At 73.2% G+C, this 23,330-nt stretch carries 22 protein-coding genes; 12 read left to right on the forward strand and 10 right to left on the reverse strand.

Annotated elements, in window-relative coordinates; all coding sequences use genetic code 11:
• Positions 1-66 precede the first annotated feature (66 nt).
• The gene (locus ABD981_RS15295; protein WP_345529530.1) at positions 67-3,255 is read left to right on the forward strand and encodes a tetratricopeptide repeat protein; all 3,189 of its coding nucleotides are present in this window, start codon (positions 67-69) and stop codon (positions 3,253-3,255) included.
• A gap of 58 nt (positions 3,256-3,313) precedes the next feature.
• On the opposite strand, the gene ABD981_RS15300 is transcribed toward ABD981_RS15295, so the two are convergent.
• Both ABD981_RS15300 and mca read right to left on the reverse strand, forming a co-directional pair.
• Positions 3,314-3,547 carry a hypothetical protein gene (locus ABD981_RS15300; protein ID WP_205628183.1) on the reverse strand — a complete coding sequence of 78 codons (234 nt, stop codon included), beginning with the start codon at positions 3,545-3,547 and terminating at the stop codon, positions 3,314-3,316.
• Positions 3,540-4,421 (reverse strand): mycothiol conjugate amidase Mca, encoded by an 882-nt coding sequence (mca, locus tag ABD981_RS15305; protein ID WP_046908425.1) that lies wholly within the window; start codon positions 4,419-4,421, stop codon positions 3,540-3,542. The genes ABD981_RS15300 and mca overlap by 8 nt, the downstream gene beginning before the upstream one ends.
• Before the next feature lie 110 nt (positions 4,422-4,531).
• Here mca and ABD981_RS15310 point away from each other — a divergent pair, with 110 nt between their 5' ends.
• From ABD981_RS15310 to ABD981_RS15325, 4 genes are all read left to right on the forward strand, one after another.
• Positions 4,532-4,933, forward strand: coding sequence for a DUF4307 domain-containing protein (locus ABD981_RS15310; RefSeq protein ID WP_046908515.1), 402 nt, complete (start codon positions 4,532-4,534; stop codon positions 4,931-4,933).
• 189 nt (positions 4,934-5,122) lie between these two features.
• A complete protein-coding gene (gene greA / locus ABD981_RS15315) occupies positions 5,123-5,620 on the forward strand; it encodes a transcription elongation factor GreA (RefSeq protein WP_046908426.1) in 498 nt (165 codons plus the stop codon).
• 105 nt (positions 5,621-5,725) lie between these two features.
• Positions 5,726-8,128: a protein kinase domain-containing protein gene (locus tag ABD981_RS15320; protein WP_046908427.1), complete on the forward strand. Its 2,403-nt coding sequence runs from the start codon at positions 5,726-5,728 to the stop codon at positions 8,126-8,128.
• 13 nt (positions 8,129-8,141) lie between these two features.
• Entirely contained in the window at positions 8,142-10,427 is a 2,286-nt protein-coding gene (locus ABD981_RS15325) for a protein kinase domain-containing protein (protein WP_046908428.1), read from the forward strand.
• A 19-nt stretch (positions 10,428-10,446) separates the two neighbouring features.
• Here ABD981_RS15325 and ABD981_RS15330 read toward each other — a convergent pair whose 3' ends face one another.
• The 3 genes from ABD981_RS15330 to ilvA all read right to left on the reverse strand — a co-directional run bounded on the left by ABD981_RS15330 (position 10,447) and on the right by ilvA (position 13,798).
• Positions 10,447-11,295 (reverse strand): ABC transporter permease, encoded by an 849-nt coding sequence (locus ABD981_RS15330; RefSeq protein ID WP_276205585.1) that lies wholly within the window; start codon positions 11,293-11,295, stop codon positions 10,447-10,449.
• Between the two features lie 5 nt (positions 11,296-11,300).
• The gene (locus tag ABD981_RS15335) at positions 11,301-12,359 is read right to left on the reverse strand and encodes an ATP-binding cassette domain-containing protein (protein WP_046908430.1); all 1,059 of its coding nucleotides are present in this window, start codon (positions 12,357-12,359) and stop codon (positions 11,301-11,303) included.
• Positions 12,360-12,565: 206 nt separating this feature from the next.
• On the reverse strand, positions 12,566-13,798 hold the full coding sequence (gene ilvA / locus ABD981_RS15340) for a threonine ammonia-lyase (RefSeq protein ID WP_046908431.1): 1,233 nt from the start codon (positions 13,796-13,798) through the stop codon (positions 12,566-12,568).
• 169 nt (positions 13,799-13,967) lie between these two features.
• On the opposite strand from ilvA, the gene ABD981_RS15345 reads away from it, so the two are divergent.
• From ABD981_RS15345 to ABD981_RS15355, 3 genes are read left to right on the forward strand one after another with little or no spacing between them, the layout of a single operon-like run.
• Positions 13,968-14,495: a MarR family winged helix-turn-helix transcriptional regulator gene (locus tag ABD981_RS15345; RefSeq protein ID WP_046908432.1), complete on the forward strand. Its 528-nt coding sequence runs from the start codon at positions 13,968-13,970 to the stop codon at positions 14,493-14,495.
• 31 nt (positions 14,496-14,526) lie between these two features.
• Positions 14,527-14,991: a sigma factor-like helix-turn-helix DNA-binding protein gene (locus ABD981_RS15350; RefSeq protein ID WP_046908433.1), complete on the forward strand. Its 465-nt coding sequence runs from the start codon at positions 14,527-14,529 to the stop codon at positions 14,989-14,991.
• Positions 14,988-15,239: a hypothetical protein gene (locus ABD981_RS15355; protein WP_205628184.1), complete on the forward strand. Its 252-nt coding sequence runs from the start codon at positions 14,988-14,990 to the stop codon at positions 15,237-15,239. The genes ABD981_RS15350 and ABD981_RS15355 overlap by 4 nt, the downstream gene beginning before the upstream one ends.
• Positions 15,240-15,350: 111 nt before the next feature.
• Here the strand turns inward: ABD981_RS15355 and ABD981_RS15360 are convergent, their stop codons facing one another.
• Entirely contained in the window at positions 15,351-16,505 is a 1,155-nt protein-coding gene (locus ABD981_RS15360; protein WP_046908434.1) for a cystathionine gamma-synthase, read from the reverse strand.
• 72 nt (positions 16,506-16,577) lie between these two features.
• On the opposite strand from ABD981_RS15360, the gene ABD981_RS15365 reads away from it, so the two are divergent.
• Positions 16,578-17,684 (forward strand): hypothetical protein, encoded by a 1,107-nt coding sequence (locus ABD981_RS15365; protein WP_046908435.1) that lies wholly within the window; start codon positions 16,578-16,580, stop codon positions 17,682-17,684.
• Positions 17,685-17,788: 104 nt separating this feature from the next.
• The gene (gene msrA, locus ABD981_RS15370; protein WP_046908436.1) at positions 17,789-18,448 is read left to right on the forward strand and encodes a peptide-methionine (S)-S-oxide reductase MsrA; all 660 of its coding nucleotides are present in this window, start codon (positions 17,789-17,791) and stop codon (positions 18,446-18,448) included.
• Between the two features lie 4 nt (positions 18,449-18,452).
• On the opposite strand, the gene ABD981_RS15375 is transcribed toward msrA, so the two are convergent.
• Positions 18,453-18,803, reverse strand: coding sequence for a DUF1330 domain-containing protein (locus ABD981_RS15375; protein ID WP_046908437.1), 351 nt, complete (start codon positions 18,801-18,803; stop codon positions 18,453-18,455).
• 101 nt (positions 18,804-18,904) lie between these two features.
• Positions 18,905-19,948 carry an NAD(P)-dependent alcohol dehydrogenase gene (locus ABD981_RS15380; RefSeq protein WP_046908438.1) on the reverse strand — a complete coding sequence of 348 codons (1,044 nt, stop codon included), beginning with the start codon at positions 19,946-19,948 and terminating at the stop codon, positions 18,905-18,907.
• A 129-nt stretch (positions 19,949-20,077) separates the two neighbouring features.
• Here ABD981_RS15380 and ABD981_RS15385 point away from each other — a divergent pair, with 129 nt between their 5' ends.
• Positions 20,078-20,950, forward strand: a complete 873-nt coding sequence (locus tag ABD981_RS15385) for a helix-turn-helix domain-containing protein (protein WP_046908439.1) — start codon at positions 20,078-20,080, stop codon at positions 20,948-20,950.
• Between the two features lie 113 nt (positions 20,951-21,063).
• Here the strand turns inward: ABD981_RS15385 and ABD981_RS15390 are convergent, their stop codons facing one another.
• Positions 21,064-22,329: a L,D-transpeptidase gene (locus ABD981_RS15390; RefSeq protein ID WP_046908440.1), complete on the reverse strand. Its 1,266-nt coding sequence runs from the start codon at positions 22,327-22,329 to the stop codon at positions 21,064-21,066.
• Positions 22,330-22,534: 205 nt separating this feature from the next.
• Positions 22,535-22,888 carry a hypothetical protein gene (locus tag ABD981_RS15395; RefSeq protein ID WP_046908441.1) on the reverse strand — a complete coding sequence of 118 codons (354 nt, stop codon included), beginning with the start codon at positions 22,886-22,888 and terminating at the stop codon, positions 22,535-22,537.
• Between the two features lie 109 nt (positions 22,889-22,997).
• On the opposite strand from ABD981_RS15395, the gene ABD981_RS15400 reads away from it, so the two are divergent.
• The gene (locus ABD981_RS15400) at positions 22,998-23,267 is read left to right on the forward strand and encodes a hypothetical protein (RefSeq protein WP_046908442.1); all 270 of its coding nucleotides are present in this window, start codon (positions 22,998-23,000) and stop codon (positions 23,265-23,267) included.
• Positions 23,268-23,330 lie beyond the last annotated feature (63 nt).

Genomic DNA, 23,330 nt, shown 5'->3' on the forward strand with positions numbered 1-23,330 from the left:
TCCCGCAGGACACTTGTCCTCGGACTGTTCGGGCCGGATGCTTCCGGCTGGCGGAGGGGGACGCGGATGCGGGACAGCCACCGGGCCGATGCCGAGCGGCTGTGGGAACGGACCGTGGAGGAGGAGGTACGGCGCTCCGCGGGCCGCGTCGACCGGGACGCGCTGCTCGCCCGCGGCCGGGCCGCCCTGGACACGATGGCGGCGTCGGCGGCCGAGGAGTACGCGGACTACCTGCGGGCCCTGGAGGAGGCCGGGGACGGTCCCGCCGCCCCCGATGCGGCCGCCGGGCTCGGAACGCCCGCGCTGGTGACGGCCGTCGCGGCGGCGGCCGCGGTCGGCGGCGACCTGGCGCTGGGCACCGCCGCCGGGACCGCGCTCGGCGCGGGGGCCGTGGTGGCGGTGGCGGGGGCGGCGGCGACCGCCCTGAAGCTGGGCGCCGGGCGGCGGGCGGCGGCGCACCGCAGGGCCGGCGACCTCGGGCGGCCGGGCGGGGCGGAGCAGGTGCGGCTGCGGTGGCTGACGGCCTTCGAGGCGCGGGGCGTACAGCCGTTCCTGGAGCAGCAGCGGGTGCTCCTCGGCACGGCCGGGCAGCCCCCGCAGAAGGCGGTCGAGCGGCTGCGGGGCGTGGACCGCAGCGCGGCGGCCCGGCGGCGCAGCGTCCTGGAGCAGTCCTTCGGCCATCTGCCGGACCCGGCGGGGCGGTTCGCGGGGCGGCGGGGCGAGCTGGCGCAGATCACGCGGTGGGTGCAGGCGGGCCGGGCGGCGACGGCGACCCGGCCGACGGTGGTGATGCTGCACGGGGCGCCGGGCTCGGGCCGTACGACGCTGGCGGTGCGGGCGGCGCACGCGCTGCGAGACCAGTTCCGCGGGGCGTGCGTGGTGGACCTGCGGGGCGGCGCCACGCGGGGCGAGAAGCCGCTCGCCACCCGGGAGGCGCTGCTGCACCTGCTGAACCGGCTGGGCGCGCCGCGCGAACAGCTGCTCTTCCGGGAGCGGTCCTCGGCGGAGCAGCAGGTGCGGCGGCTCGCGGAGCTGTACCACCAGCACCTGACAGGGCTTCCGGTGACGGTGGTCCTGGACGACGCGGTGGACGCGGAGCAGGTGCGGACGCTGCTGCCGGAGCGCTCGGACAGTCTGGTCCTGGTGACCTGCCGCTCGCCGCTGGACCTGGGCCCGGACGTGCCGGCCTCGGTGCACGTGCTGCCGGTGACGGCGCTGGACGAGGCGGGCGCGGAGGAGCTGCTGGGCGCGGCGGAGGGCGCCCGGGGGCCGTACGACGCGGAGGGCTTCGCGCGGGTGCGGGAGCTGTGCGGCGGTCTGCCGCTGGCGCTGCGGGCGGCGGGGGCGCTGCTCGGCGGGCGCACGGCGGGCACGGTCGGGGAGCTGCTGGGCGCGGCGGGCGCGGAGGCCGGGCCGGTGGAGCGGGCGCTGGCGGCCGGGTACGCGGCGGGGCTGGACGAGGACGGGCGGCGGCTGCTGCGCCGGCTGCCGCTGGCGGGGCGGGCCTCGCTGGGGGCGGCGGCCGCGGGGGCGCTGCTGGGCGCCCCGGGCACGGAGGGCGCCCGGCTGCTGCGGGAGCTGGCCGGGGCGGGGCTGCTCGACCACGTGCGCGGGGAGCGGTACCGGCTGCACGACGCGGTGCGCGGGTTCGCGGCGGCGCGGCTGGTCGAGGAGGAGGACCAGGCGGAGATCGCGGCGGCGCACGAGCGGCTGATCCGCAACTACGCGGAGCTGGCGGACGCGGTCATCCGGATGGTCGACGGCAAGATGTCGACACGCGTCAACCGCGCTGCCCGGTTCGGCGGGCACGGCTTCGGGTCGCTGGACGCGGCGCTGCGCTGGCTGGACGAGGAGTCCAGCTTCATCACGGCGACGCTGCGGCACACGGAGGGCGTGGACCAGCAGACGGTGCTCGACCTGCTGGGCGCGCTGTGCGACTACTGCCTGCTGCGCGGCGACCTGTACCGGCTGGGCGAGATCAACGAGCTGACGGACGCGGTGGGCCAGGGACTGCTGTCGCGTTCCGTCCAGTGGCGGACCGGGATCGCGGCCCGGCAGCTGGGCGAGCTGGACAAGGCCCGCACGACGCTGGCCTCGGTCGTCTCCCTCTATCAGGAGGCGCACCAGGACGCGGGGGCGGCGCTGGCGCTCTGCTCGCTCGGGATCACGCTGCACCACCAGGGCAATCTGTCGGAGGCGGCGGCGAAGCTGCGGGAGGCGCTGGTCCTCCAGGAGCCGGAGTCGCTGGCCGCGGACCGGGGCTGGACGCTGCACGCCCTGGCGGCGGTGGAGCGGGACCGGGGCAACCTGGCGGAGGCCCTGGAGCTGCTCGACCGGGCCCTCGCCCGGCACCGGGAGAGCGAGTCGCTGCACGGCGAGGCGTGGGCGCACTTCCAGCTGGGCCAGGTGTGCCTGCGGACGGGCGAGGTGGCGCGGGCGGAGGAGGAGCTGCGGCGGGCGCTGGAGCAGTACGGGCGCACCCATGACGGGCGCGGCCAGGCGTGGGCGCTGACCCAGCTGGCCCGGGCGCGGCTGGTCGCCGGGGATCCGGAGGCGGCGATGGAGGGCCTGCGGCAGGCGCTGTCGCGGCACCGGGAGCAGGAGGACGCCCGCGGCGAGGCGTGGACCCTCTACTACCTGGGGCACGCGCTGGAGGAGCGGGGCGAACGGGACCAGGCGGTGCGGGAGCTGGAGCGGGCGCGGACGATGTTCTCGCGGATGCGGGACGTCTACGGATTGGCATGCGCCCGCCATCATTCGGGCCGGGTCACCCGCGACCAGCGGGCCGCCCAGACCGGCAACCTCCGCAACTCCGGATTCGCCCGTCAGCTGCTGATGGACGCCCGCGCGGACTTCCACCGCATCGGGGTGGCCCACGGCGAGGCCTGGACCTGCCTGGAGCTGGCGATCGTGGACGCCGGCAACGGCCGCTCGGCTCAGGCGCTGGACCTGTGCGAGGAGGCGGCCCGCCTGTTCGCCACGTACGGCGACCACCGCGGCACCGACTGGGCCCGCTTCCTGCGCGCCACCCTGCTCCCCGGCCGGGACCCGGCCCGCGCGGAGCTGACCGCCCTGGCCGCGGCCCGCCACCCGGCCCGCGACCCGCGCCTGGACGACTGCGCCGAGGCCTACGCCCTGGTCCTGGACCGCGGCACCCCGCGCGAGACGGGCTGGCAGGCCTGGGACCTGGGGATGGTGCCGGGGCGCGGGGCCCGGGAGGTGATGGGGGTGACGGTGGAGGCCGCCCGCCCCTGATCCCGGGCAGCGCTCGTACGGGCCCCGGCGGTGCCGGGGCCCGTACGGGGGCGTGCGGTTACTTCTCCGTCGGGGACGCGGCCGGGGTGGCTGCGGCCGGGTCGGGGGCCTCGGTGAAGTCGATCTTGTGCATGTGGCGGTTCATCGACTTCATCAGGCCCCAGACGGCCAGCGCCAGCACGGCGAAGACGACGAACCCGAGGACGCCGGGGGTCACCTTGTTCTTGTCCAGTTCTTCGGCGGCGAAGGGGACAAGCTGGGTCATTGCCAGGTGTGCGCTCATGTCAGGCATTCTCGCGGATGCCCGCGAAGAGATCTTGCTCGGGGAGGGAAGTGGCGACGAGGGACTTGCTGAGCTCGTACTCCTCGGTCGGCCAGACCTCCTTCTGGATCTCCATCGGGACCCGGAACCAGCCGCCGTCGGGGTCGATCTGGGTGCGGTGGGCGATGAGCGCCTTGTCGCGGGTCTCGAAGAAGTCCGCGCAGGGGACGTGCGTGGTCAGGTTGCGCGGCTTGCCGCCGAACTCGTCCCAGCGCTTGAGCCAGTCCCCGTACGGCGACTCCAGGCCGCGCTCCAGCAGGGCGTTGTGCAGGGCCTCGGTGCGCGGACGGTTGAAGCCCTGGTTGTAGTAGAGCTTCTGCGGCTGGAAGGCCGGGCCGAACTCGGCCTCGGGGTACTTCTCGGTGTCGGCCGCGCCCTCGAAGGCCACCATCGTGATCTTGTGGGTCATGATGTGGTCGGGGTGCGGGTAGCCGCCGTTCTCGTCGTAGGTCGTGATGACCTGCGGACGGAAGCCGCGGATCCGGCGGACCAGCTCGCCGGCGGCCTGGTCCACGTCCGCGAGGGCGAAGCAGCCCTCCGGCAGCGGCGGCAGCGGGTCGCCCTCGGGCAGGCCGGAGTCGACGAAGCCCAGCCAGTCCTGGTCGACGCCCAGGATCTCGCGGGCCTCGTCCATCTCCTTGCGGCGGACCTCGTGGATGTTGGCCTCGATGTAGGCGTCGCCCTGGAGCTTCGGGTTGAGGATCGAGCCACGCTCCCCGCCCGTGCAGGTCACCACGAGGACCTCCACCCCCTCGGACACATACTTGGCCATCGTCGCCGCGCCCTTGCTCGACTCGTCGTCGGGGTGGGCGTGAACGGCCATCAGTCGCAGCTGCTCAGTCAAGACTCGGTCCTCAGTGATTCGTCGCCTAGGGAGGTCTCTATAGTGACGGAATCGGGGGTGGGAAAAATTCCGGCCCCGTGGCCGGGGATTCCGGCGGCGAGAGGACGATCATGAGCGCGGTGCGTGAGCAGCTTCCCGAGGGACGGTACGGCCGCTCCGCGGACGAGCGTGCCGACCGGAAGCTCAAGATCGCCGGAGCCGTGCTCGGCACCCTCTTCCTGGCCATGATCGGCTGGTTCGGCTGGCACTACGTCGGCGGCACGAAGATCAGCGCCGAGATGATCAAGTTCGACGTGGTGAGCGACACCGAGGTCCAGGTCCACCTGGAGATCCGCAAGGACGCCGACGCGAAGGGCGTCTGCACGCTCCGCTCCCGCTCCGAGGACGGCGCCGAGGTCGGCCGCAAGGACGTCCCCGTCGAGCAGACCGGCAGCCGGATCGACCAGGTCTACTCGATCCGGACCACCGCGAAGGCGACCAACGCCGAGCTCCTGGGGTGTACGGCGCGGTAGCGGTGGGTAGGGAGCCCGGGACGAGCTCGGGCGGGTCGCCACGGTGACCTGGGGTGACGCCATCTTGGTGGTTTATGTCCTCCCGCTTTTCGCCACTCATTGTTAGGCTCGTGGTTTCGCCCACCGGTAAGGCGCATCCTTTCCGTGTAGGGCGATGCTTTGTATTCCCAGTACCTACGAGGAGCACCTGTGACCCAGACCAGCGAGAACGTCACCTGGCTCACCCAGGAGGCGTACAACAAGCTCAAGGACGAGCTTGAGTACCTGTCTGGTCCCGCGCGTACCGAGATCGCCGCCAAGATCGCCGCGGCGCGCGAGGAGGGCGACCTGCGCGAGAACGGCGGGTACCACGCGGCCAAGGAGGAGCAGGGCAAGCAGGAGCTCCGGGTCCGCCAGCTCACGCAGCTCCTGCAGAACGCCAAGGTCGGCGAGGCCCCCGCGGACGACGGCGTCGTCGAGCCGGGCATGGTCGTGACGATCGCCTTCGACGGCGACGAGGACGACACGGTGACCTTCCTGCTCGCCTCCCGCGAGTACGCGAGCGACGACATCGAGACCTACTCGCCGCAGTCCCCGCTGGGCGTCGGAGTCAACGGCAAGAAGGTCGGTGACGACGCCCGGTACGAGCTGCCGAACGGCAAGATGGCCACGGTGAAGATCCTCGAAGCCAAGCCGTACGCCGGCTGATCCACCGCAGCGCGCGAGAAGGGCCGGTCCCCCGGAAGGGACCGGCCCTTCGTCATGCCCATGCAATGATCGGCGGCGGCAGGCCATACGAGGGGGGCGGGGCACGTGCTGGGAGCATTGCGCGACGGGGCGCCACGGCGGATCGGACCCTACGAGGTGCTCGCCCGGCTCGGCGCCGGCGGCATGGGCGAGGTGTACCTGGCGCGGCTCGACACCTCCGGCGAGTTCTTCGCCGTCAAGACCGTGCGGCGCGACTTCGCGGGCGACCCCGCCTTCCGCGACCGCTTCCGCCGGGAGATCCGGGTCGCCGGGCTGGTCCGCAGCGCGCACGCCGCCGCACCCGTCGGCGGCGACGCCGACGCCGAGGTCCCCTGGCTGGCCACCGCCTACATCGCGGGCCCCAGCCTCGCCCAGGCCGTCCGCCGCTCCGGCCCGCTGCCGGTCCCGGCCGTCCGGGCGCTCGGCGCGCGCATCGCCCGGGCCCTCGCCGACCTGCACGCCGGCGGGGTGCTCCACCGCGACCTCAAGCCCGGCAACGTCATGCTCGCCGTCGACGGCCCGCGCCTGATCGACTTCGGCATCGCCCGCGCCCACGGCGCCACCACCATGACCGCGACCGGCCTCATGGTCGGCACCCCCGCCTTCATGTCGCCCGAGCACGTGGCCGGCGCCCGGAAGGTGACCGCCGCCTCGGACGTCTTCTGCCTCGGCTCGCTGCTCTGCTACGCGGCGACCGGTGAGGACCCCTTCGGCGACGGGCCCCTCGCCGCCGTCCTCTACCGCGTCTCCCAGGCCGACGCGGACCTGGAGCGCGTGCCCGAGGAGCTGCGCGAGGTCATCGGCGCGTGCCTGTCGGCGGACCCGGCGGACCGGCCCGCGCCGGAGGCCCTCGTGGAACTCCTCGGCGGCGAGCGGCAGGCGCCCCCGTGGCCGGTGCCCGTCCGGGAGCACATCGGCGAGTACGGGACGGAGCTCGCCCAGCTCGTCGCCGCGGGCGGCCCGCTCCTGGAGGTCCCGGCGACGGCCCCCGTCGTCACCTCCGGCCCGCCCGGCCTGCACTTCGCCCCGACCCTCGCGCCGACCGGCCCGACCGTGCCGCCGACCCCGCCGAAGCGGCGCCGGCGGGCGCTGCTCGCGGGCGTGCTCGCCCTCGCCGTCCTGGGCGGCGGGCTCGGCGCCTACCTGCTGTGGCCGGAGCCGGAGACCCCGAGGAAGCCCGTCGCCGCCGGGCCGAAGGCGCCCGCCGGGCCGCACGTCACCGGCGTCGACGACCAGGGCCTGGCCGACGCCTCCGGGGTCGTCCCGCAGAACGCCGCCCAGCGGCCGGCCGGCTGGAAGCCCTGGCGGGCGAAGCTGTCGGAGCCCGCGTTCGGCTGCTCGGGGAACGAGCGGGTGCTGGTGTGCCGGACGACGGGCGGGCGGTACGAGGCGCTGGACCCGGCGGACGGGAAGCGGCTGTGGGGGGCAAGGCCGAGCGTCCAGCCGGACTCGGAGGAGAGCTTCGTCGGCCCCACCGGCGGCATCTTCCTCGCCCAGGAGGCAGCCCGGCCCATCGTCCACGACGGGCTGGTCGTGCTGGCGTTCGGCGACGTGGTACAGGTCCGGGACGCACGCACGGGCGCCGTGAAGTGGGAGAAGCCCGCCTGGGCGCAGCAGGGCGAGGGCAGCCGTCCGGTGGTCGCCGACGGCATGGTCTTCGTGGCGGCGCCGACCGCACAGGACCAGACGAACGACATCGAGAACGTCAGCGTCTTCGCCTACACCCTCGCCGACGGGCGCAAGCTGTGGACCAAGACGCTCACCAACGGCGACCTCGCCCGCTCCGAGTACCGGGACTTCGAGCCCGTCGCCTACGCCAAGGGCATCGTGTACGCGCTCAGCGACGGCGGGATCATCGCGTACGACGCGAAGACCGGGGCGGTGCGCGGCCAGGTGGAGCAGGACGCGCGGAGCTGCGAGGAGATCAAGGTGTTCGGCGCGTACGCGTACTGCGTCGACGTCTCCCACAGCGCCGGTACGGCGGAACGCGCGCACCTCCTCGACTCCACGACGCTCGCCCCGCGGAAGTCCCTGCCGATGCCCCCCACGGGGGTGGACCCGGCGTTCGTGACCGAGCGCGTGGCGGCGGGGGTCGTACGCGAGAGCGGTGCCCTGAAGGTCTTCGACCCGCGCGACGGCAAGGAGCTGGGGTCGTACGCGGCGAAGGCGGCGCCCGCCGGGCTCTCCCAGGCCATGTCGGCGCCGCTGCTCGCGGGCGACCAGGTGGTGTACGCCGACTACGCCTCGCTGTACACCGTGCGGATCGGCAAGGACGGGAAGCCGACCGGACTGAGAGTCACACCCGTGCCGGGGGCGCCGGGCGCACGCGTCGACCAGGACCCGGCCAACCCGTCGAGCGGCGTCACCTACAGGGAGATGCTCCGCACCCCCGACCTGATCCCCGTCGGCGGCCTCGCCTACCTCGTGTACGACCAGGGTGTCGTCGCCTCCGTCGAACTCCCCCGCTAGAAAGGCGCGTTCCGTGCTGGAAGCACTGCCCGCCGGGCCCCCTCGGCTCGTCGGCCCCTACCGGCTGCTCGCCCGGCTCGGCGCGGGCGGCATGGGCGAGGTCCATCTGGCGTGCCGGACGGACCGGCCGACGGCCGATCCGTACCGGATGGTGGCCGTGAAGACCGTGCGGGAGGACCTGGAGGTCGACGGGGACTTCCGGACCCGGTTCCGGCGCGAGATCACGGCGGCGCGGGCGGTCGACAGCCCCTACGCGGCGCGGCTCGTGGACGCGGACGCCGACGCGGCGGCGCCGTGGCTGGCGACCGAGTACGTGCCCGGCCCCTCGCTCGCGGAGGCGGTCGTACGGTCCGGGGCGCTGCCCGTGGCGGCGGTGCGGGCGCTCGGGGTCACGCTGGCGCGGGCGTTGGACGCGGTGCACGGCGCGCAGGTGCTGCACCGGGACCTGAAGCCGGCGAACGTGCTGCTCGGCCCGGGCGGGCCGAAGCTGATCGACTTCGGCATCGCCCAGGCCTTCGAGGCGACGGCGCTGACCTCCACGGGGCTGGTCGTCGGCTCGCCCGGCTTCATGTCGCCGGAGCACCTGGTCGGCAGCCGGGCGGTGGTGCCCGCGTCGGACGTGTTCTGTCTGGGCGCGGTGCTGGCGTTCGCGGCGAGCGGGCGGGGGCCGTTCCACGACGACGAGATGGCGGCGGTGATCTACCGGATCAGCCGGGCCGAGGCCGAACTGGACGGGGTTCCAGAGGAGTTGCGGCCGACGGTGGAGCGGTGTCTGCGACGGGACCCGGCCGAGCGGCCCTCGGCGGCGGAGCTGGTGGAGCTGCTGGGCGGGGCGGCGGCGCCGGAGGCGTTCCCGTGGCCGGGCGGGGTGCTGTCGCTGCTCGCCGAGTACGGGGAGGCGGCGCGGCGGGCCGGCGAGGAGGCCGCTTCGGGGGCGGGCGTGGCGGATCTGCCGACGCTCGGGCCCGTGGTGCCGTACTCCCCCACGGCGGTCGGATACCGGCCCGCCGAGCCGGCGGGGCCGGCGCCCCGGCGGCGGCCCTGGGCGGCGATCTCGGCGGCCGTGGTGGCGGTGGCCGTGGTGGCCACGGTGGGGGTCGTGATGCTCGACAGGGGCGGGCGGCAGGGCGGTTCGGTCGGCCAGGGGCCGTCCGGGAGCGCCTCGCCCTCCACGAGCGCGTCCGGTCCCGCCGCCCCGCGCACGCTGAGCCGGGTCGTCCTGCCGTACGGGGGCGAGGGGCACGGCGGCGACTACGGGACGGCCGGCTCCCGGCGCACCTCGCGGCCCGCGGGCTGGTCCCCGTGGACGCGGCAGCTCGACGAGGGGACGGAGGCCTGCGCGCTCTCCCCCGAGGTGCTGGTCTGCCCCGGCGCCGGCGGCGCGGTGTCGGCGCTGTCCGCGGCCGACGGCAGGGTGCTCTGGTCGAAGCCGGGGCGCGGGGCGGCGCCGCGGACGTCCGCGCAGTATCCGGCGATCGTCGGCGACCTGGTGGCCGTCACCGGCGGGGACGGAGTCACCGCGTACGGGCTGAAGGACGGCGCCCAGCGGTGGAAGCGCGGGCTCCCGGCGGGCGGCTGGGCCGTGAAGGGCACCGATCTGCACGACGGGGTGCTCTACACCTCGTACGTCGGCGGGACCTTCGAGAACGGCGCGGGCCTCGTCACGGCGGTGCGGCCGGGCGACGGGGGCGAGGAACTGTGGCAGCGACGGCTCGACGTGCTGCCGGAGGGGCCCGTGGTGTCGGGCGGCTCGGTCTTCGTGCCGGGCGGCGGACGGGTGGTGGCCCTGGACGTGCGCGACGGCAAGGAGACGGCGCGCGGCTCGGACGCCTACGGCTGCTACTTCCTCACCGTCCACAAGGACGGCGTGCTGTGCAGGGGCGCGGGCGACGGGGTGACCGTGCTGGACCCGCGGACCCTGGAGCGGGTGCGGACCCTCGGCGCGGGCGTGCGGACGACGGGGGCGCCGGCGGTGAGCGCGAAGGGCGTCGTGGTGCTGGGCGACGGCACGAGCCTCCACGAGTACGACCTGAGGACGGGGGCCGAGGGCCGGCGGGGGCCCGTGCAGGGCGAGCGGGCCGCCTTCTCCGGCGACCGCCTCCTCGCCGTCCGCGGCACCACCGTCTCCTCGCTCCCCGCGGACGACTCGTCCACGGAATCCGCGGAGCGGAGCGCCGCCTTCACCACGCCCCGGGAGACCGGTGCGCGCGACACCGGGGCCGAAAGCGTGCTGGCCGCCGGCGGAGCGCTGTTCATCACGCTCGCCGACGGCCTGGTCGTCTCCGGCTACGCCCCCTGATCCGGCCGCGGGCCCGGGCTCACGCCGTCGCCGACCGGTACTTCCGCACCGACAGCGTCCGGAAGACGATCACGATGAGGATCGAGTAGATCAGCGACGCCCACACCGGGTTCTGCATCGGCCAGGCGTCGGAGGGGGAGAGGCCCGGATCGCCGAAGAGCTTGCGGCAGGCCTGGACGGTGGCGCTGAACGGGTTCCACTCCGCGATGGGCTGGAGCCAGCCGGGCAGCTTGCTGGAGTCCACGAACGCGTTGGAGATGAAGGTCACCGGGAAGAGCCAGATCAGCCCGCCGGAGGTGGCCGCCTCCGGGGTGCGCACGGACAGGCCGATCAGCGCCCCGATCCAGGTGAAGGCGTAGCCGAGGAGGAGCAGCAGCCCGAACCCGGCCATGATCTTCAGGAAGTTGGTCGGCGCCGCGTAGCCCGGGCGCCAGCCGATGATCAGGGCGACGATCGCCAGGACCAGCAGGGTCAGCGCGGTCTGCACCAGGTCGGCGAGGGTGCGGCCGGTGAGGACCGCGCCGCGGGCCATCGGCAGGGAGCGGAAGCGGTCGATGAGGCCCTTGTGCATGTCGTCGGCGATGCCCGCGCCCGCGCCGGCCGTGGCGAAGGTGACCGTCTGGGCGAAGATGCCGGCCATCAGGAAGTTCTTGTAGACGTCCGGGTCGGTGGTGTCGCCGATCTGCATCGAGCCGCCGAAGACGTACGTGAAGAGGATCACGAACATCACCGGCTGGATCAGACCGAAGATGATCATCTCGGGGATGCGCATCATCCGGATCAGATTGCGCTTGGTGACGACGAGCGAGTCGTGGAACGACTGGGCGACGCCGCCGCGCGGCTTCGACCGGGGCGCGGTGTCGGTCAGGGTGGTCACTTGGCCGCCTCCGTCACCTTGGAGCGCTTGTCGCGGCCGGTCGCGCCGTCCTGCCGGGCCTCGCCCCCGCCGCCGCCCTCGCCGTTCTCGTCGTCGGCGCGCTCGGCCGTGTGGCCGGTGAGGGAGAGGAAGACGTCGTCGAGGGTGGGGCGGCGCAGGCCGATGTCGTCGATCTCGACGCCGACGGCGTCCAGGTCGCGGATGACCTCGGCGAGCAGCTTGGCGCCGCCGGTGACCGGGACGGTGAGCTTGCGGGTGTGGTTCTCGACGGAGACCTCGCCGTGGCCGATGTCCGCCACCCCGTAGCGCGCGAGGACCTCGCGGGCCGGCGGGATCATCTCGTGGGCGTGGACGACGACTTCGACGCGCTCGCCGCCGGTCTGGGCCTTGAGCTGGTCGGAGGTGCCGCGGGCGATGACCTTGCCGTGGTCGATGACGCAGATGTCGTGCGCCAGGTGGTCGGCCTCCTCCAGGTACTGCGTGGTGAGGAGGAGGGTCGTGCCGCCGGCGACCAGTTCCTGGATGACCTCCCACAGGGCCTGGCGGTTGCGGGGGTCGAGGCCGGTGGTGGGCTCGTCCATGAACATGACGGGCGGGGAGACGACCAGGGCGGCCGCCAGGTCGAGGCGCCTGCGCATGCCGCCGGAGTAGGTCTTGGCGGGGCGGTCGGCGGCGTCGGCGAGGTTGAAGCGGTCCAGGAGCTCGCCGGCCCGCGCCTTCGCGGCCTTGCCGCTCAACTGGTAGAGCTGGCCGACCATCTGGAGGTTCTCCCGGCCCGTCAGATACTCGTCCACGGCGGCGAACTGTCCGGACAGGCCTATGGAGCGCCTGACCTCGTTGGGGTGCTTGAGCACGTCGATGCCGGCGACGGAGGCGCGGCCGCTGTCGGGCTGGAGCAGCGTGGTGAGCACGCGCACCGCGGTGGTCTTCCCCGCGCCATTGGGACCGAGGAGGCCCAGGACGGTGCCCTCGGGCACGTCCAGGTCCACCCCGTCGAGAGCTCGTACGTCACCGAAGGTCTTCACCAGACCTTCGGCGTGGATCGCGCCTGGCATGTGGGTTCTCCCAGCGAGTGTGGCGGGATTCTTCTTTTGTCCTGATCCGGGCGTTTCCGTCCAAGTCTAGGAACGCCGGACGGCCGGCGCCCGGCGAACGAGTGACCTGGACCACAAGCTAACGCGATACATCGCGATACACAACCGGTTCACGCCATCCCACGGATCCTCGGCCCGGGCCTCGGCCCGGCCCTCGGCCCGGGCCCTCAGCTCAGCACCGTGTACCCCGCGTCCCGCAGCGCCGCCTCCACCTCCGCGCAGTGCTCCGGTCCCTTCGTCTCCAGCTGCAGCTCGACCTCCACCTCGGTGAGGCCGAGGCGCGGGTCCGTCCGCACGTGGCCCACGTCCAGCACGTTGGCGTCCACCACCGTCAGCACCGCGAGCAGCGTCGCCAGCGCGCCCGGCCGGTCGGTCACCTTGACCCGCAGGCTCAGGTACCGGCCTCCGGCGACCATGCCGTGCCGCAGCACCCGCTGCATCAGGAGCGGGTCCACGTTGCCGCCGGACAGCACCGCCACCACCGGCCCCCGACCGAACGCCTCCGGATCGGCCATCAGCGCCGCCACCGGGCTCGCCCCGGCCGGCTCCACCACCAGCTTCGCCCGCTCCAGGCAGAGCAGCAGCGCCGCCGCGATCTGGTCCTCCGTGACGGTCCGGACCTCGTCCACGTACTCCTGGACGATCGCGAACGGCACCTCGCCGGGGCGTCCGACCCGGATCCCGTCCGCCATCGTCACCGGCGACTCGACCGCCACCGGGTGCCCCGCCGCCAGCGAGGGCGGATAGGCCGCCGCCCCCTCCGCCTGCACGCCGATCACCCGCACGTCGGGCCGCAGCGACTTCACCGCGAGGCCGATCCCGGCCACCAGCCCGCCGCCGCCGACCCCCACCAGGATCGTCCGGACCTCGGGGCACTGCTCCAGGATCTCCAGGCCGACCGTGCCCTGCCCGGCGATGACGTCGGGGTGGTCGAAGGGGTGGATGAGGACCGCGCCGGTCTCCCGCGCGTACTCCTCGGCCGCCGCGAGCGTCTCGTCCACCACGTGCCCGTGCAGCCGCACGTCCGCCCCGTAGTCGCGGGTCGCCGCCACCTTCGGCAGCGGGGCGCCGACCGGCATGAAGACCGTGGCGTGCACGCCGAGCAGCGCGGAGGCCAGCGCCACGCCCTGCGCGTGGTTGCCCGCCGAGGCGGCGACCACGCCCGCCGCGCGCTGCTCCGGCCGCAGCCCCGCGATCCGCACGTACGCGCCGCGCAGCTTGAACGAGCCGGTCCGCTGGAGGTTCTCGCACTTCAGGTGCACCGGAGCGCCGACCAGCGAGGACAGGTGGCGGCTGCCCTCCAGCGCAGTCATCCGGGCCACCCCGGCGAGCATCTTCTGCGCTCCTCGCACATCGTCGAGGATCACTCGCTGAAAGGGGTCTGGCGTACGGAAGCTCATGACATCAAGTTTCGCAGTTCAACGGGTATGTGGCCGCCCGGGGAACCCGCGCCCGGTCCGGCCCGGAGCCCGTTCCGATCCGGATCGCGCAGCCCCGGTACGGACCCCGGCCGGTCCGCGTACTCTGTCCCCCACCAACCGACCACCGCACGAGAGAGCCCCTACAGCCATGCCCACATCTCAGGACATGACGACAGAGCTTGACCCCGGCCTCCTCGATGCCCTCCAGCACCAGGTGGCCGTCTTCGCCAGACGGGCCGAGCAGACCCGGCTCGGCGGCACCGGGCAGCTCCGCAACTCCATGGACCGCGCCGCGTACCTGCTGCTCAACCGGCTCGACCAGGAGGGCCCCATGGGCGTCAAGGCGCTCGCCGCAGGCATGGGCATCGACTCCTCCACCGTCACCCGCCAGGTCGCCCCGCTCGTCGACACCGGCCTGGTCAAGCGCACCTCCCACCCCGAGGACGGGCGCGCCGTCGTGCTCCAGCTCTCCCCGCGCGGGCAGGCCCGCCTGGAGGAGGTGCGGCTCTCCCGCCGGCAGCTGATGGCGGAGGTGACCGAGGGCTGGACGCCCGACGAGCGCGAGTCCTTCACCACCCTGCTCACGCGCTTCAACTCGGCACTCTCCGCACGCCAGTCGGGCCTGCCCGTGGTCCAGGAGGCCGCCGCCCCCGCGGAGTCCTCGCCGGAGTCTTGACCCCGGGCGCGCGCTGCCCTCATATGAGGAGGTGCGTGAGCGGAGAACCGGCCGGAGCGGCCGGAACGGCCTCGGCGGCGAAGACGCCTACCGCACCCGGGAGTTCCACGCGTTCGTGGCCGGGGCGGCGGGCCGGCTGCTGCACACCGCGACCCTGCTCACCACCGAGCCCGCGCACCGCAACCCGCGCGCGCAGGCCCTGCTGACGGCCGCCCTCGCCCACACCTACGCCCAGTGGGACCGGCTGCGCGGCGAGGACCCGTACGACGTCACCCGCTCGGAACTCGCCACCCGCTTCGCCCGCACCGCCTGGCGGCACCACCGCGGCCTGGGCGGGGTGCTCTCCGCACTCACCCCGCAGGAACGCCTGATCGTCGTGCTCCGGCTGTACGAGGGGGTGGCCGAGGAGCAGACCGCGGCGCTGCTCGGGCTGCCCGAGGAGCGGGTGCGGGCGGTCTGCGCCCGCTCCGTCTCGGCCCTGCGGGCGGCCTCGTGAGCCGGCACGAGCACAAGGAGGACGAGGTCCGGCGGATGCTGGAGAGCGGGCACCCGCACGTGCCCGGCGACCTCGCCGCCCGGGCCACGGCCCGCGGCGTCCGGCTGCTGCACCGGGCCCGGGCGGTGCGGCGGATCTGGTGGACGCTGCTCGGCCTGGCGGTCTGCGCCTTCGTCGTCTGGGCCTCGATGGTCCGGCCCTGGGAGGCCCCGCCGGCCGGGACGACGCCGCCGCTCGAAGGCTGGTGAGGGCGGGCGGGACGTGGGGCCGCGGACCCGCACCGCACGCGAAGGGGCCGGGTCCCGTCACGGAACCCGGCCCCCGTCCGTACCGACGCGCGTCCCTACCCTCGCGGGTGACTAGCCCAGCGCCTCGCGCAGGTCGGCGAGCAGGTCGTCGACGTTCTCGATGCCGACCGACAGGCGGACCAGGTCCGCCGGGACCTCCAGGGCGGAGCCCGCGACGCTCGCGTGGGTCATCCGGCCCGGGTGCTCGATCAGCGACTCGACGCCGCCCAGGGACTCGCCCAGGGTGAACAGCTTGGCGCGGTTGCAGACCTCGACCGCCGCCTCCTCGCCGCCCTCGACGCGGAAGGAGATCATGCCGCCGAAGTTGCGCATCTGCTTGGCCGCGATCTCGTGGCCCGGGTGCTCCGGCAGGCCCGGGTAGAGGACCTGGGTGACCTTCGGGTGCTGGGTCAGCATCTCGACGATCTTGGCGGCGTTCTCGCTGTGCCGGTCCATGCGGACGGCGAGCGTCTTGATGCCGCGCAGCACGATCCAGGAGTCGAACGGGCCGGCCACCGCGCCCATCGCGTTCTGGTGGTAGGCCAGTTCCTCGCCGAGCTCCGCGTCGGCCGTCACCAGGGCGCCACCGACGACGTCGGAGTGGCCGCCCATGTACTTGGTCAGGGAGTGCACGACGACGTCCGCGCCGAGCGCCAGCGGCTGCTGGAGGTAGGGCGAGGCGAAGGTGTTGTCGACGACGAGCTTCGCGCCGGCCTGGCGGGCCACGCCCGCGACGGCCTCGATGTCGGTGATGCCGAGCAGCGGGTTCGAGGGGGTCTCGACCCAGATCAGCTTCGTGCGCTCGTTGAGCGCGCCGCGCACCGACTCGATGTCGGAGGTGTCCGCGACGGAGAAGTCCACGCCCCAGCGCTGGACGACCTTGGCGAACAGGCGGAAGGTGCCGCCGTAGGCGTCGTTGGGGATGACCACGTGGTCGCCCGGGACGAGGAGGGTGCGCAGCAGGCAGTCCTCGGCGGCGAGGCCGGAGGCGAAGGCGAGGCCGCGGCGGCCGCCCTCCAGCGCCGCCAGGTTCTCCTCCAGGGCGGTACGGGTCGGGTTGGCGCTGCGGCTGTACTCGTAGCCGCCGCGGAGCCCGCCCACGCCGTCCTGCTTGTAGGTGGACACCTGGTAGATGGGCGGGACGACCGCGCCGGTCAGCGGGTCTGCGGTGTTGCCCGCGTGGATGGCGCGGGTCTCGAAGTTCTGGTGGGAGTGCTGGTCGCTCATGGTCAGGAGCGTAGTGCCGAGGGGGCCCGCCCGCCGCCGTATGTCTCACCGGGTGTCCTGGACAATGGACGCATGGACATTCTGTGGTTCCTGATCGCGCTCGGGCTGCTCTTCGGCATCCTGGGCCCCTACGTGCTGCGCCGGCGCGGCGGCGGCATCCGGCAGGTGGCGCCCGGCGCCCCCGACGCGGCGGACCCGGAGGCGTACGGCTTCCTCCGGCAGGAACAGCAGGACGTACGGCTCCCCGGCCCCGACCGCGACCTCCTGGACGTGCTCGACGTCGTGCAGGCCACCCAGGACTGGCGGGCCGCCTCGCAGCTCCTGAAGGGCACCGCCAAGGAGGGCGAGTCGCGCTGGCAGCGGGTCCAGGCATTCGCGGGCGCCGCCTCCCTCGAACTGGCCGAGCGGCCGGGCGTCGGCGGGGCGTGGCTGCGGTCCTGGCGGGCCGAGGCGCCCAAGGACCCCGGCGGCGCGCAGGTGTACGCGGAGTTCCTGGTGCAGCAGGCGTGGCGCTCCTCGGCGGCCGGCACCGACGACTTCCGGATCATCCTGGAGGAGGCGCGGGCCGCGTGCGGCCAGGCCGCGCTGCTCGCGCCGGGCGACCCCGTGCCGTACATCTCCGAACTGGCCGTGGCGCGCGGACTGGGCGACACCCACGAGCAGTTCGACCAGGTGTGGGCGAAGGTCATCGACCGCGCGCCGCAGCACATGGGGGCGCATCTGGCGGCGCTGCACTACTGGTGCGAGAAGTGGCACGGCTCGCGCGAGGAGGCGGACCACTTCGCGACCACGGCCGCGGCCCGCGCCCCGCACGGCTCGCTGCTGGCGGCGCTGCCGCTGTTCGCCGTCTTCGAGCACCAGCCGGACCTGGTGATCGTGCAGGACTACTACCGCACCGCGGTGGTGTCCAAGGCGATGGAGGGCGCGCTGTACGCGGTGCACTCGGCGCGTCCGGACGACCCGATGCTGGCGCACGTACGCCACCTGCTGGTGCACTTCCTGGTCCGCGCGGAGCGCTGGGAGGAGGCCATGCGGCTGCTGGTGCGGGTGGACGGCTACGTGGGCGCGCTGCCGTGGACGCTGAGCGGGGACCCGGCGCTGGAGTACACGGTGTACCGGAACCTGGCGGTGGCCGGCTACGAGTCGAACGGCGGCAGCCCGGCTACGCTGGCGCGCTAGCGCTCCGGTGCCCGCCGTCACGGCGTGAGGGCCCCCGGCGGGAATCCGCCGGGGGCCCTCGGCGTTGTGCTGGGAGCCCCACGACCGTCGAGGAGAGATGCCCGATGTTCCTGTCCCGCACCCCCGTCCTCCCCACCGCCGACCAGGCCCTGCGCGGCCGTCCCGAGCCCGAGTTCGCGGTGCCGGAGCGGCACACCGTGCTCGGCACCCCGCTCCTCGGGCCCTACCCGGAGGGCCTGGAGGTCGCGGACTTCGGCCTGGGCTGCTTCTGGGGGGCCGAGCGCAAGTTCTGGCAGACCGAGGGGGTGTACACGACCCTCGTCGGCTACCAGGGCGGTCCGACGCCGAACCCGGTGTACGAGGAGGTCTGCTCGGGCCTCACCGGCCACACCGAGGTCGTCCGGGTGGTCTTCGACCCCGCGAAGGTGTCGTACGAGCGGCTCCTGAAGCTCTTCTGGGAGTCGCACAACCCGACCCAGGGCTTCCGCCAGGGCAACGACGTCGGCACCCAGTACCGCTCGGCCGTCTACACCCACTCCCCCGAGCAGGCCGCCACGGCCGAGGCCTCCCGCGAGGCCTACCAGAAGGTCCTGACCGGCTCCGGATACGGCACCATCACCACCGAGCTCCTCCCGGCCGAGGGCCGCCCCTTCTACCCGGCCGAGGGCTACCACCAGCAGTACCTGGACAAGAACCCGGCGGGCTACTGCGGCATCGGCGGCACGGGCGTCTCGTGCCCCATCGGGGTCGCGCGGGCGGAGTAGCGGCTCAGGCCGGCGGCGCGGCGCGGAGCCGTGCCGCCGTGGCGGACGCCGCGTAGCCCTCGGGGACGCCGTCGATCAGCAGGACGTCGCCGGCCATGTGCCGGGTGCGCAGCGGTATCAGGGCCCGGTAGGGCTCGGAGTCGTACCAGTCGCGGGCGTCCTCGTACGTCGGGAAGCCGATGATCACGAGGGCGCCGGGCCACTCGCCCTCGCGGACCTCGCGCTCGGGGGCGCCGTGGACGAGGAAGCGCCCGCCGAAGGGGTCCAGGGTGTCCTGGATGCGCTCCATGTAGGTGAAGACCTCCTCGTCGAGGACGGGCTTCGGGTGCAGGTTTCCGATGGCGTATGCGGTCATGGGTACAGCGTGCCGGGGCATGCCGTACGGGGTCGATTACCCCGGACGTCATGCCCCGGTGCGGTGCCGTGCCGTGCGCTGCGCCTCGGCGCGGCCGTGCGTCAGATCGTCGACGCGTCGATCACGAAGCGGTAGCGCACGTCGGAGGCGATGACCCGCTCGTAGGCCTCGTTGATCTGCTCGGCGGAGATCACCTCGATCTCCGAGCCCAGGCCGTGCGCGGCGCAGAAGTCGAGCATCTCCTGGGTCTCGGCGATGCCGCCGATCATCGAGCCGGCCAGCGTCCTGCGGCCGCCGATGAGGGAGAAGAGGCTGACCTTGACCGGCTCCTCGGGGGCGCCGACGTTCACCAGGGCGCCGTCGGTCTTGACCAGGCTCAGGTAGGCGTCGAAGTCCAGCGGCGCGGAGACCGTGGAGATCACCAGGTCGAAGGTGCCGGCCAGCTCCGTGAAGGTCTCCGGGTCGCTGGTGGCGTAGTAGTGGTCGGCGCCCAGCTTGCGGGCGTCCTCCTGCTTCTTCAGGGACTGGCTGAGCACCGTCACCTCGGCGCCGAGCGCGTGGGCGATCTTGACGCCCATGTGGCCGAGGCCGCCGAGGCCGACGATGGCGACCTTCTTGCCGGGGCCGGCCTGCCAGTGGGCGAGCGGCGAGTAGAGCGTGATGCCGGCGCACAGCAGGGGGGCGGCGACGTCGAGCTCGATGCCCTCGGGGATGCGCAGGGTGTAGTTCTCGTCGACGACGATGTGGCTGGAGTAACCGCCGTAGGTGGGCTCGCCGTTCTTGTCGAGGGCGTTGTACGTGCTGGTGCCGCCGTTGGCGCAGTACTGCTCCAGGCCGCGTTCGCAGTACTCGCAGGTGCGGCAGGAGTCGACGAAGCAGCCGACGCCGACGCGGTCGCCGACCCGGTGCTTGGTGACGCCGGGGCCGACCTCGGTGACGATTCCGGCGATCTCGTGGCCCGGCACCATGGGGAAGATGCCCTCGCCCCAGCCGTTGCGGGCCTGGTGGATGTCGGAGTGGCAGATGCCTGCGTACTTGATCTCTATGAGGACGTCGTGCTCGCCCACGGCCCGGCGCGGCACGGTGGTGCGCTCCAGCGGGGCGTTGGCGGCGGGCGCTGCGTAAGCGGAAACGTTCGTGGTCATGGCGGCAAGCCTGCCGGATCCCGGCGGCCGGGCCCAGACCACTGCTCTGCCTATGTTCCGCGTGCCTACCACTGGCAGGGTCAGGCACACCGGTGCTTCCGCGGCCCCGGACGGGAATACTGGGGACGTATGGACCTCAGTGCCGAACTCAGCGAATTCCTCCGCTCCCGCCGGGCCCGGCTGAAGCCGCAGGACGTGGGGCTGCCCGAGTTCGGGCGGCACCGGCGGGTGCCGGGGCTGCGCCGCGAGGAGCTGGCGCAGCTGGCCGGGGTCTCGGTGGCGTACTACACCCGTCTGGAACAGGGGAACGGGCGCAACGTGTCCATGGAGGTGCTCGACTCGATCGCGCGGGCCCTGCGGCTCAGCGACACCGAGCGGGCGCACCTGACGCACCTGGCGAAGCCGACGGTGAAGAAGCGGCAGAAGGCGATCGCCCGCCCGCAGAAGGTGCGGCCCGGCCTCGTGCAGCTGCTCGACTCGATGGAGGGCGTCCCGGCCTTCGTGCTGGGGCGGCGGGGCGACATCCTGGCCTGGAACCGGATGGCGCGGGCCCTGATGGGCGACTTCGCCGCCTGGGAGCCGCGCGAGCGGAACATGGCCCGGCTGGTCTTCCTGGACCCGAACGCGCGCGATCTGTACGTCGACTGGGAGTGCAAGGCGGTCGAGGTGGTGAGCGTGCTCCGGCTGTACGCGGGGCTGCACCCGGACGACCAGGAGCTGCTGGCGCTCGTCGGCGAACTGTCGGTCAGGAGCGAGGAGTTCCGCTCGCTGTGGGCGGCGCACACGGTGACCGACAAGGGGCACGGGACGAAGCGGGTGCGGCATCCGCTGGTGGGCGAGATGACCCTGTCGTACGAGTCGCTGAAGGTCTCGGGCGACGACCCCGACCTGATGCTCGTGACGTACCACGCGGAGCCCGGGACGCCGTCGGCGGACGCGCTGCGGCTGCTGGCGCAGTGGGGCCTGGACGAGCACGCCGACGCGCGGGACGTACGGAAGTAGCCCGGTAGCCGGCCCGGTAGCCCGGTGGTCCGCCCCCGTCCGTGCCGTCCGTACGGCATACGGAAGCGGCCCCCTCGGAGTCCGAGGGGGCCGCTTCCGCGTTCACACGCGGATCAGACGGCGGAGCCGGCCTTCCACGCCGACCAGCTCATGTTCCAGCCGTTGAGGCCGTTGTCCGGAGCGATCGTCTTGTCCTTGGAGTTCTTGACGATGACGACGTCGCCGACGATCGACTTGTCGTAGAACCAGGCGGCCTGCTGGTTCGGGTCGCCGGCACCCTTGACGTCGGCGAGGCCCACGCAGCCGTGGCTGGTGTTCACGGAGCCGAAGATCGAGCGGGAGCCCCAGTAGTTGCCGTGGATGAAGGTGCCCGACGTGGACAGGCGCATGGCGTGCGGCACGTCCTTGATGTCGTACTCGCCCTTGCCGTCGGAGTCGGTGAAGCCGACGGTGGCGCCGTTCATCCGGGTCTCCTTGAACTTCTCGGAGATCACCATCTCACCGTTGTAGGTGGTGTTCTCCGGGGAGCCGGCGGAGATCGGGATCGTCTTGATCGTCTGGCCGTCCTGCTTGACGGTCATCGTCTTGGTGGCCACGTCGACCGTGGAGACCTGGTTGCGGCCGATCTTGAAGGTGACCGTCTTCTGCTGGACGCCGAAGACGCCGTTCGCGCCCTCGACGCCGTCGAGGTTCAGCTTCAGGGTGACCGTGGAGTTCTCGGTCCAGTACTTCTCGGGGCGGAAGTCGAGCCGCTGCGAGTTGAACCAGTGGCCGACGACCTCCTGGCCGGAGCTGGAGGAGACGCTGATGCCGCCCTGGACGGCCTTCTTGTCGGTGATCGCCTTGTTGAAGTTGATCGAGACCGGCATGCCGACGCCGACGACGGAGCCGTCCTCGGGCGTGAAGTTGCCGATGAAGCTGTTGGCCTGCGAGACCGTCGTGAACGAGGAGTTCTCGTGGGCCTCCAGACCGGCGGTGTCCTGGGCGGTCGCCGCGATCTTGTAGACGGTGGCGCGCTTGAGCTGCCCGGTCGGCTTCCAGCTGAGGCCGTCGGCGGATATCTGCCCCTCGACGGCGGCGCCCTCCGCGGAGGTCATCTTCACGTCGGTGAGCTTGCCGTCGGTGACGGTGACCTTGGCGTCGTTGTTGATCGACGCGTTCTGGGCGCCGTTCTTCGGCGAGATGGTGATCTGCGCCTTGGAGGTCTTCTGCGCGGCTGCCTCGTCGACCTGGGCCTGCGCGTTCTGTGACGCGTCCGAGGCGCTGCCGCCCTTGTCGCCGTCGTTGCACGCCGTGAGCACCAGCACGCCGCCGAGCACCGCGGCGGCGGCCGCCAGGCTCTTACGACGCTTGCCGTCCGTCATCACACGCTTCTCCATCGTCGCCGACTACCCTGACTTCCTACTGAAACACCCATGAGAGCCCCTCCGGTTCCTCAACCGGGGGGTTTGTGGGGAACACCACTGTCCGACACGCACCGGCGGAGCCTCCGGTTCCCGCCCCCGTTCCGATACGGCGCCGGACACGGCACAGGGCCGCGGGACGCCGCCGTCCCGAGGCCCTGTGGTGCGGGTGCGCGGGGGGTCAGCTGCGGTCGGGCTCGTGCTCTTCGTCGTCTTCCCGCACACCATCTTCGTCGTCGAGGTCCCACTCCATGGCATCGGGGTCGTACTCGATCTCCTCGCTGCTCCAGGAGGCCTGCACGAGCTCGACGCCGGGGACGGTGCCGACCAGGTCGTAGGGCTCGACGAGGTACGCGAGGGCCTCGGCGCTGTCGTCCGCGACGGCGGCCCGGGCGTGCGTCCGTTCCTCCTCGGGCATGAACTCGTCGGCGTCGATCCGGCCGACGGCGGCCTCGGCGAGCGCCGCGGGTGCGTCGATCTCCAGGACCAGGTCGACCCGAAGCCGTACATAGCGTGATGTCTCGGAAGTGCTCATGGCCGGAGCGTAGAGCGCCGGGAGCCCTCGGGTTTCCCGCGACGCGGTGTGTTCATTAGCATCTCCTCACCTGCCAATTCGCGGTTTCCGCAAGGGGGATCACCACACCGTGTCCGTCGCCCGACGCCCGCTGCTCACCGCCACCGCCGCGGGGACACTTCTCTGCGCCCTGTGGTTCGTCCCGTCGGCGAACGCCACGGACGAGCAGCGCCCGGGGGACCTTCCGGTGTCCTCCGTCTCCGACGAGGAACAGGATCCGCGGCTCGCGGAGACCGGCGGCTTCGACACCACGCCGTACCTCCTCGGCGGGACGGCCTTCCTGGGCGTCGGGGCGGGCTTCGTGACCCTGGCGATGCGCAGGGGCGGCCGGGCCTGCTGAGCCCCCGCCCCGGCGCCTGCCGGCACATGCCGAAGGGCCGCCCCGGTCTCCCGGGGCGGCCCT

The sequence above is a fragment of the Streptomyces showdoensis genome, from assembly GCF_039535475.1.
GTDB classification, from domain to species: Bacteria; Actinomycetota; Actinomycetes; order Streptomycetales; family Streptomycetaceae; genus Streptomyces; species Streptomyces showdoensis.

Coding starts and splice junctions, on each gene's coding strand:
- ABD981_RS15375 (WP_046908437.1), bottom strand. CDS start 18,803: ATGACCGCATACGCCATCGGAAACCTGCACCCGAAGCCCGTCCTCGAC.
- ABD981_RS15335 (WP_046908430.1), bottom strand. CDS start 12,359: ATGCCAGGCGCGATCCACGCCGAAGGTCTGGTGAAGACCTTCGGTGAC.
- ABD981_RS15365 (WP_046908435.1), top strand. CDS start 16,578: ATGGACATTCTGTGGTTCCTGATCGCGCTCGGGCTGCTCTTCGGCATC.
- ABD981_RS15390 (WP_046908440.1), bottom strand. CDS start 22,329: ATGGAGAAGCGTGTGATGACGGACGGCAAGCGTCGTAAGAGCCTGGCG.
- ABD981_RS15380 (WP_046908438.1), bottom strand. CDS start 19,948: ATGACCACGAACGTTTCCGCTTACGCAGCGCCCGCCGCCAACGCCCCG.
- ABD981_RS15360 (WP_046908434.1), bottom strand. CDS start 16,505: ATGAGCGACCAGCACTCCCACCAGAACTTCGAGACCCGCGCCATCCAC.
- ABD981_RS15295 (WP_345529530.1), top strand. CDS start 67: ATGCGGGACAGCCACCGGGCCGATGCCGAGCGGCTGTGGGAACGGACC.
- msrA (WP_046908436.1), top strand. CDS start 17,789: ATGTTCCTGTCCCGCACCCCCGTCCTCCCCACCGCCGACCAGGCCCTG.
- ABD981_RS15310 (WP_046908515.1), top strand. CDS start 4,532: ATGAGCGCGGTGCGTGAGCAGCTTCCCGAGGGACGGTACGGCCGCTCC.
- ABD981_RS15385 (WP_046908439.1), top strand. CDS start 20,078: ATGGACCTCAGTGCCGAACTCAGCGAATTCCTCCGCTCCCGCCGGGCC.
- ABD981_RS15300 (WP_205628183.1), bottom strand. CDS start 3,547: ATGCCTGACATGAGCGCACACCTGGCAATGACCCAGCTTGTCCCCTTC.
- ABD981_RS15395 (WP_046908441.1), bottom strand. CDS start 22,888: ATGAGCACTTCCGAGACATCACGCTATGTACGGCTTCGGGTCGACCTG.
- ABD981_RS15345 (WP_046908432.1), top strand. CDS start 13,968: ATGCCCACATCTCAGGACATGACGACAGAGCTTGACCCCGGCCTCCTC.
- ilvA (WP_046908431.1), bottom strand. CDS start 13,798: ATGAGCTTCCGTACGCCAGACCCCTTTCAGCGAGTGATCCTCGACGAT.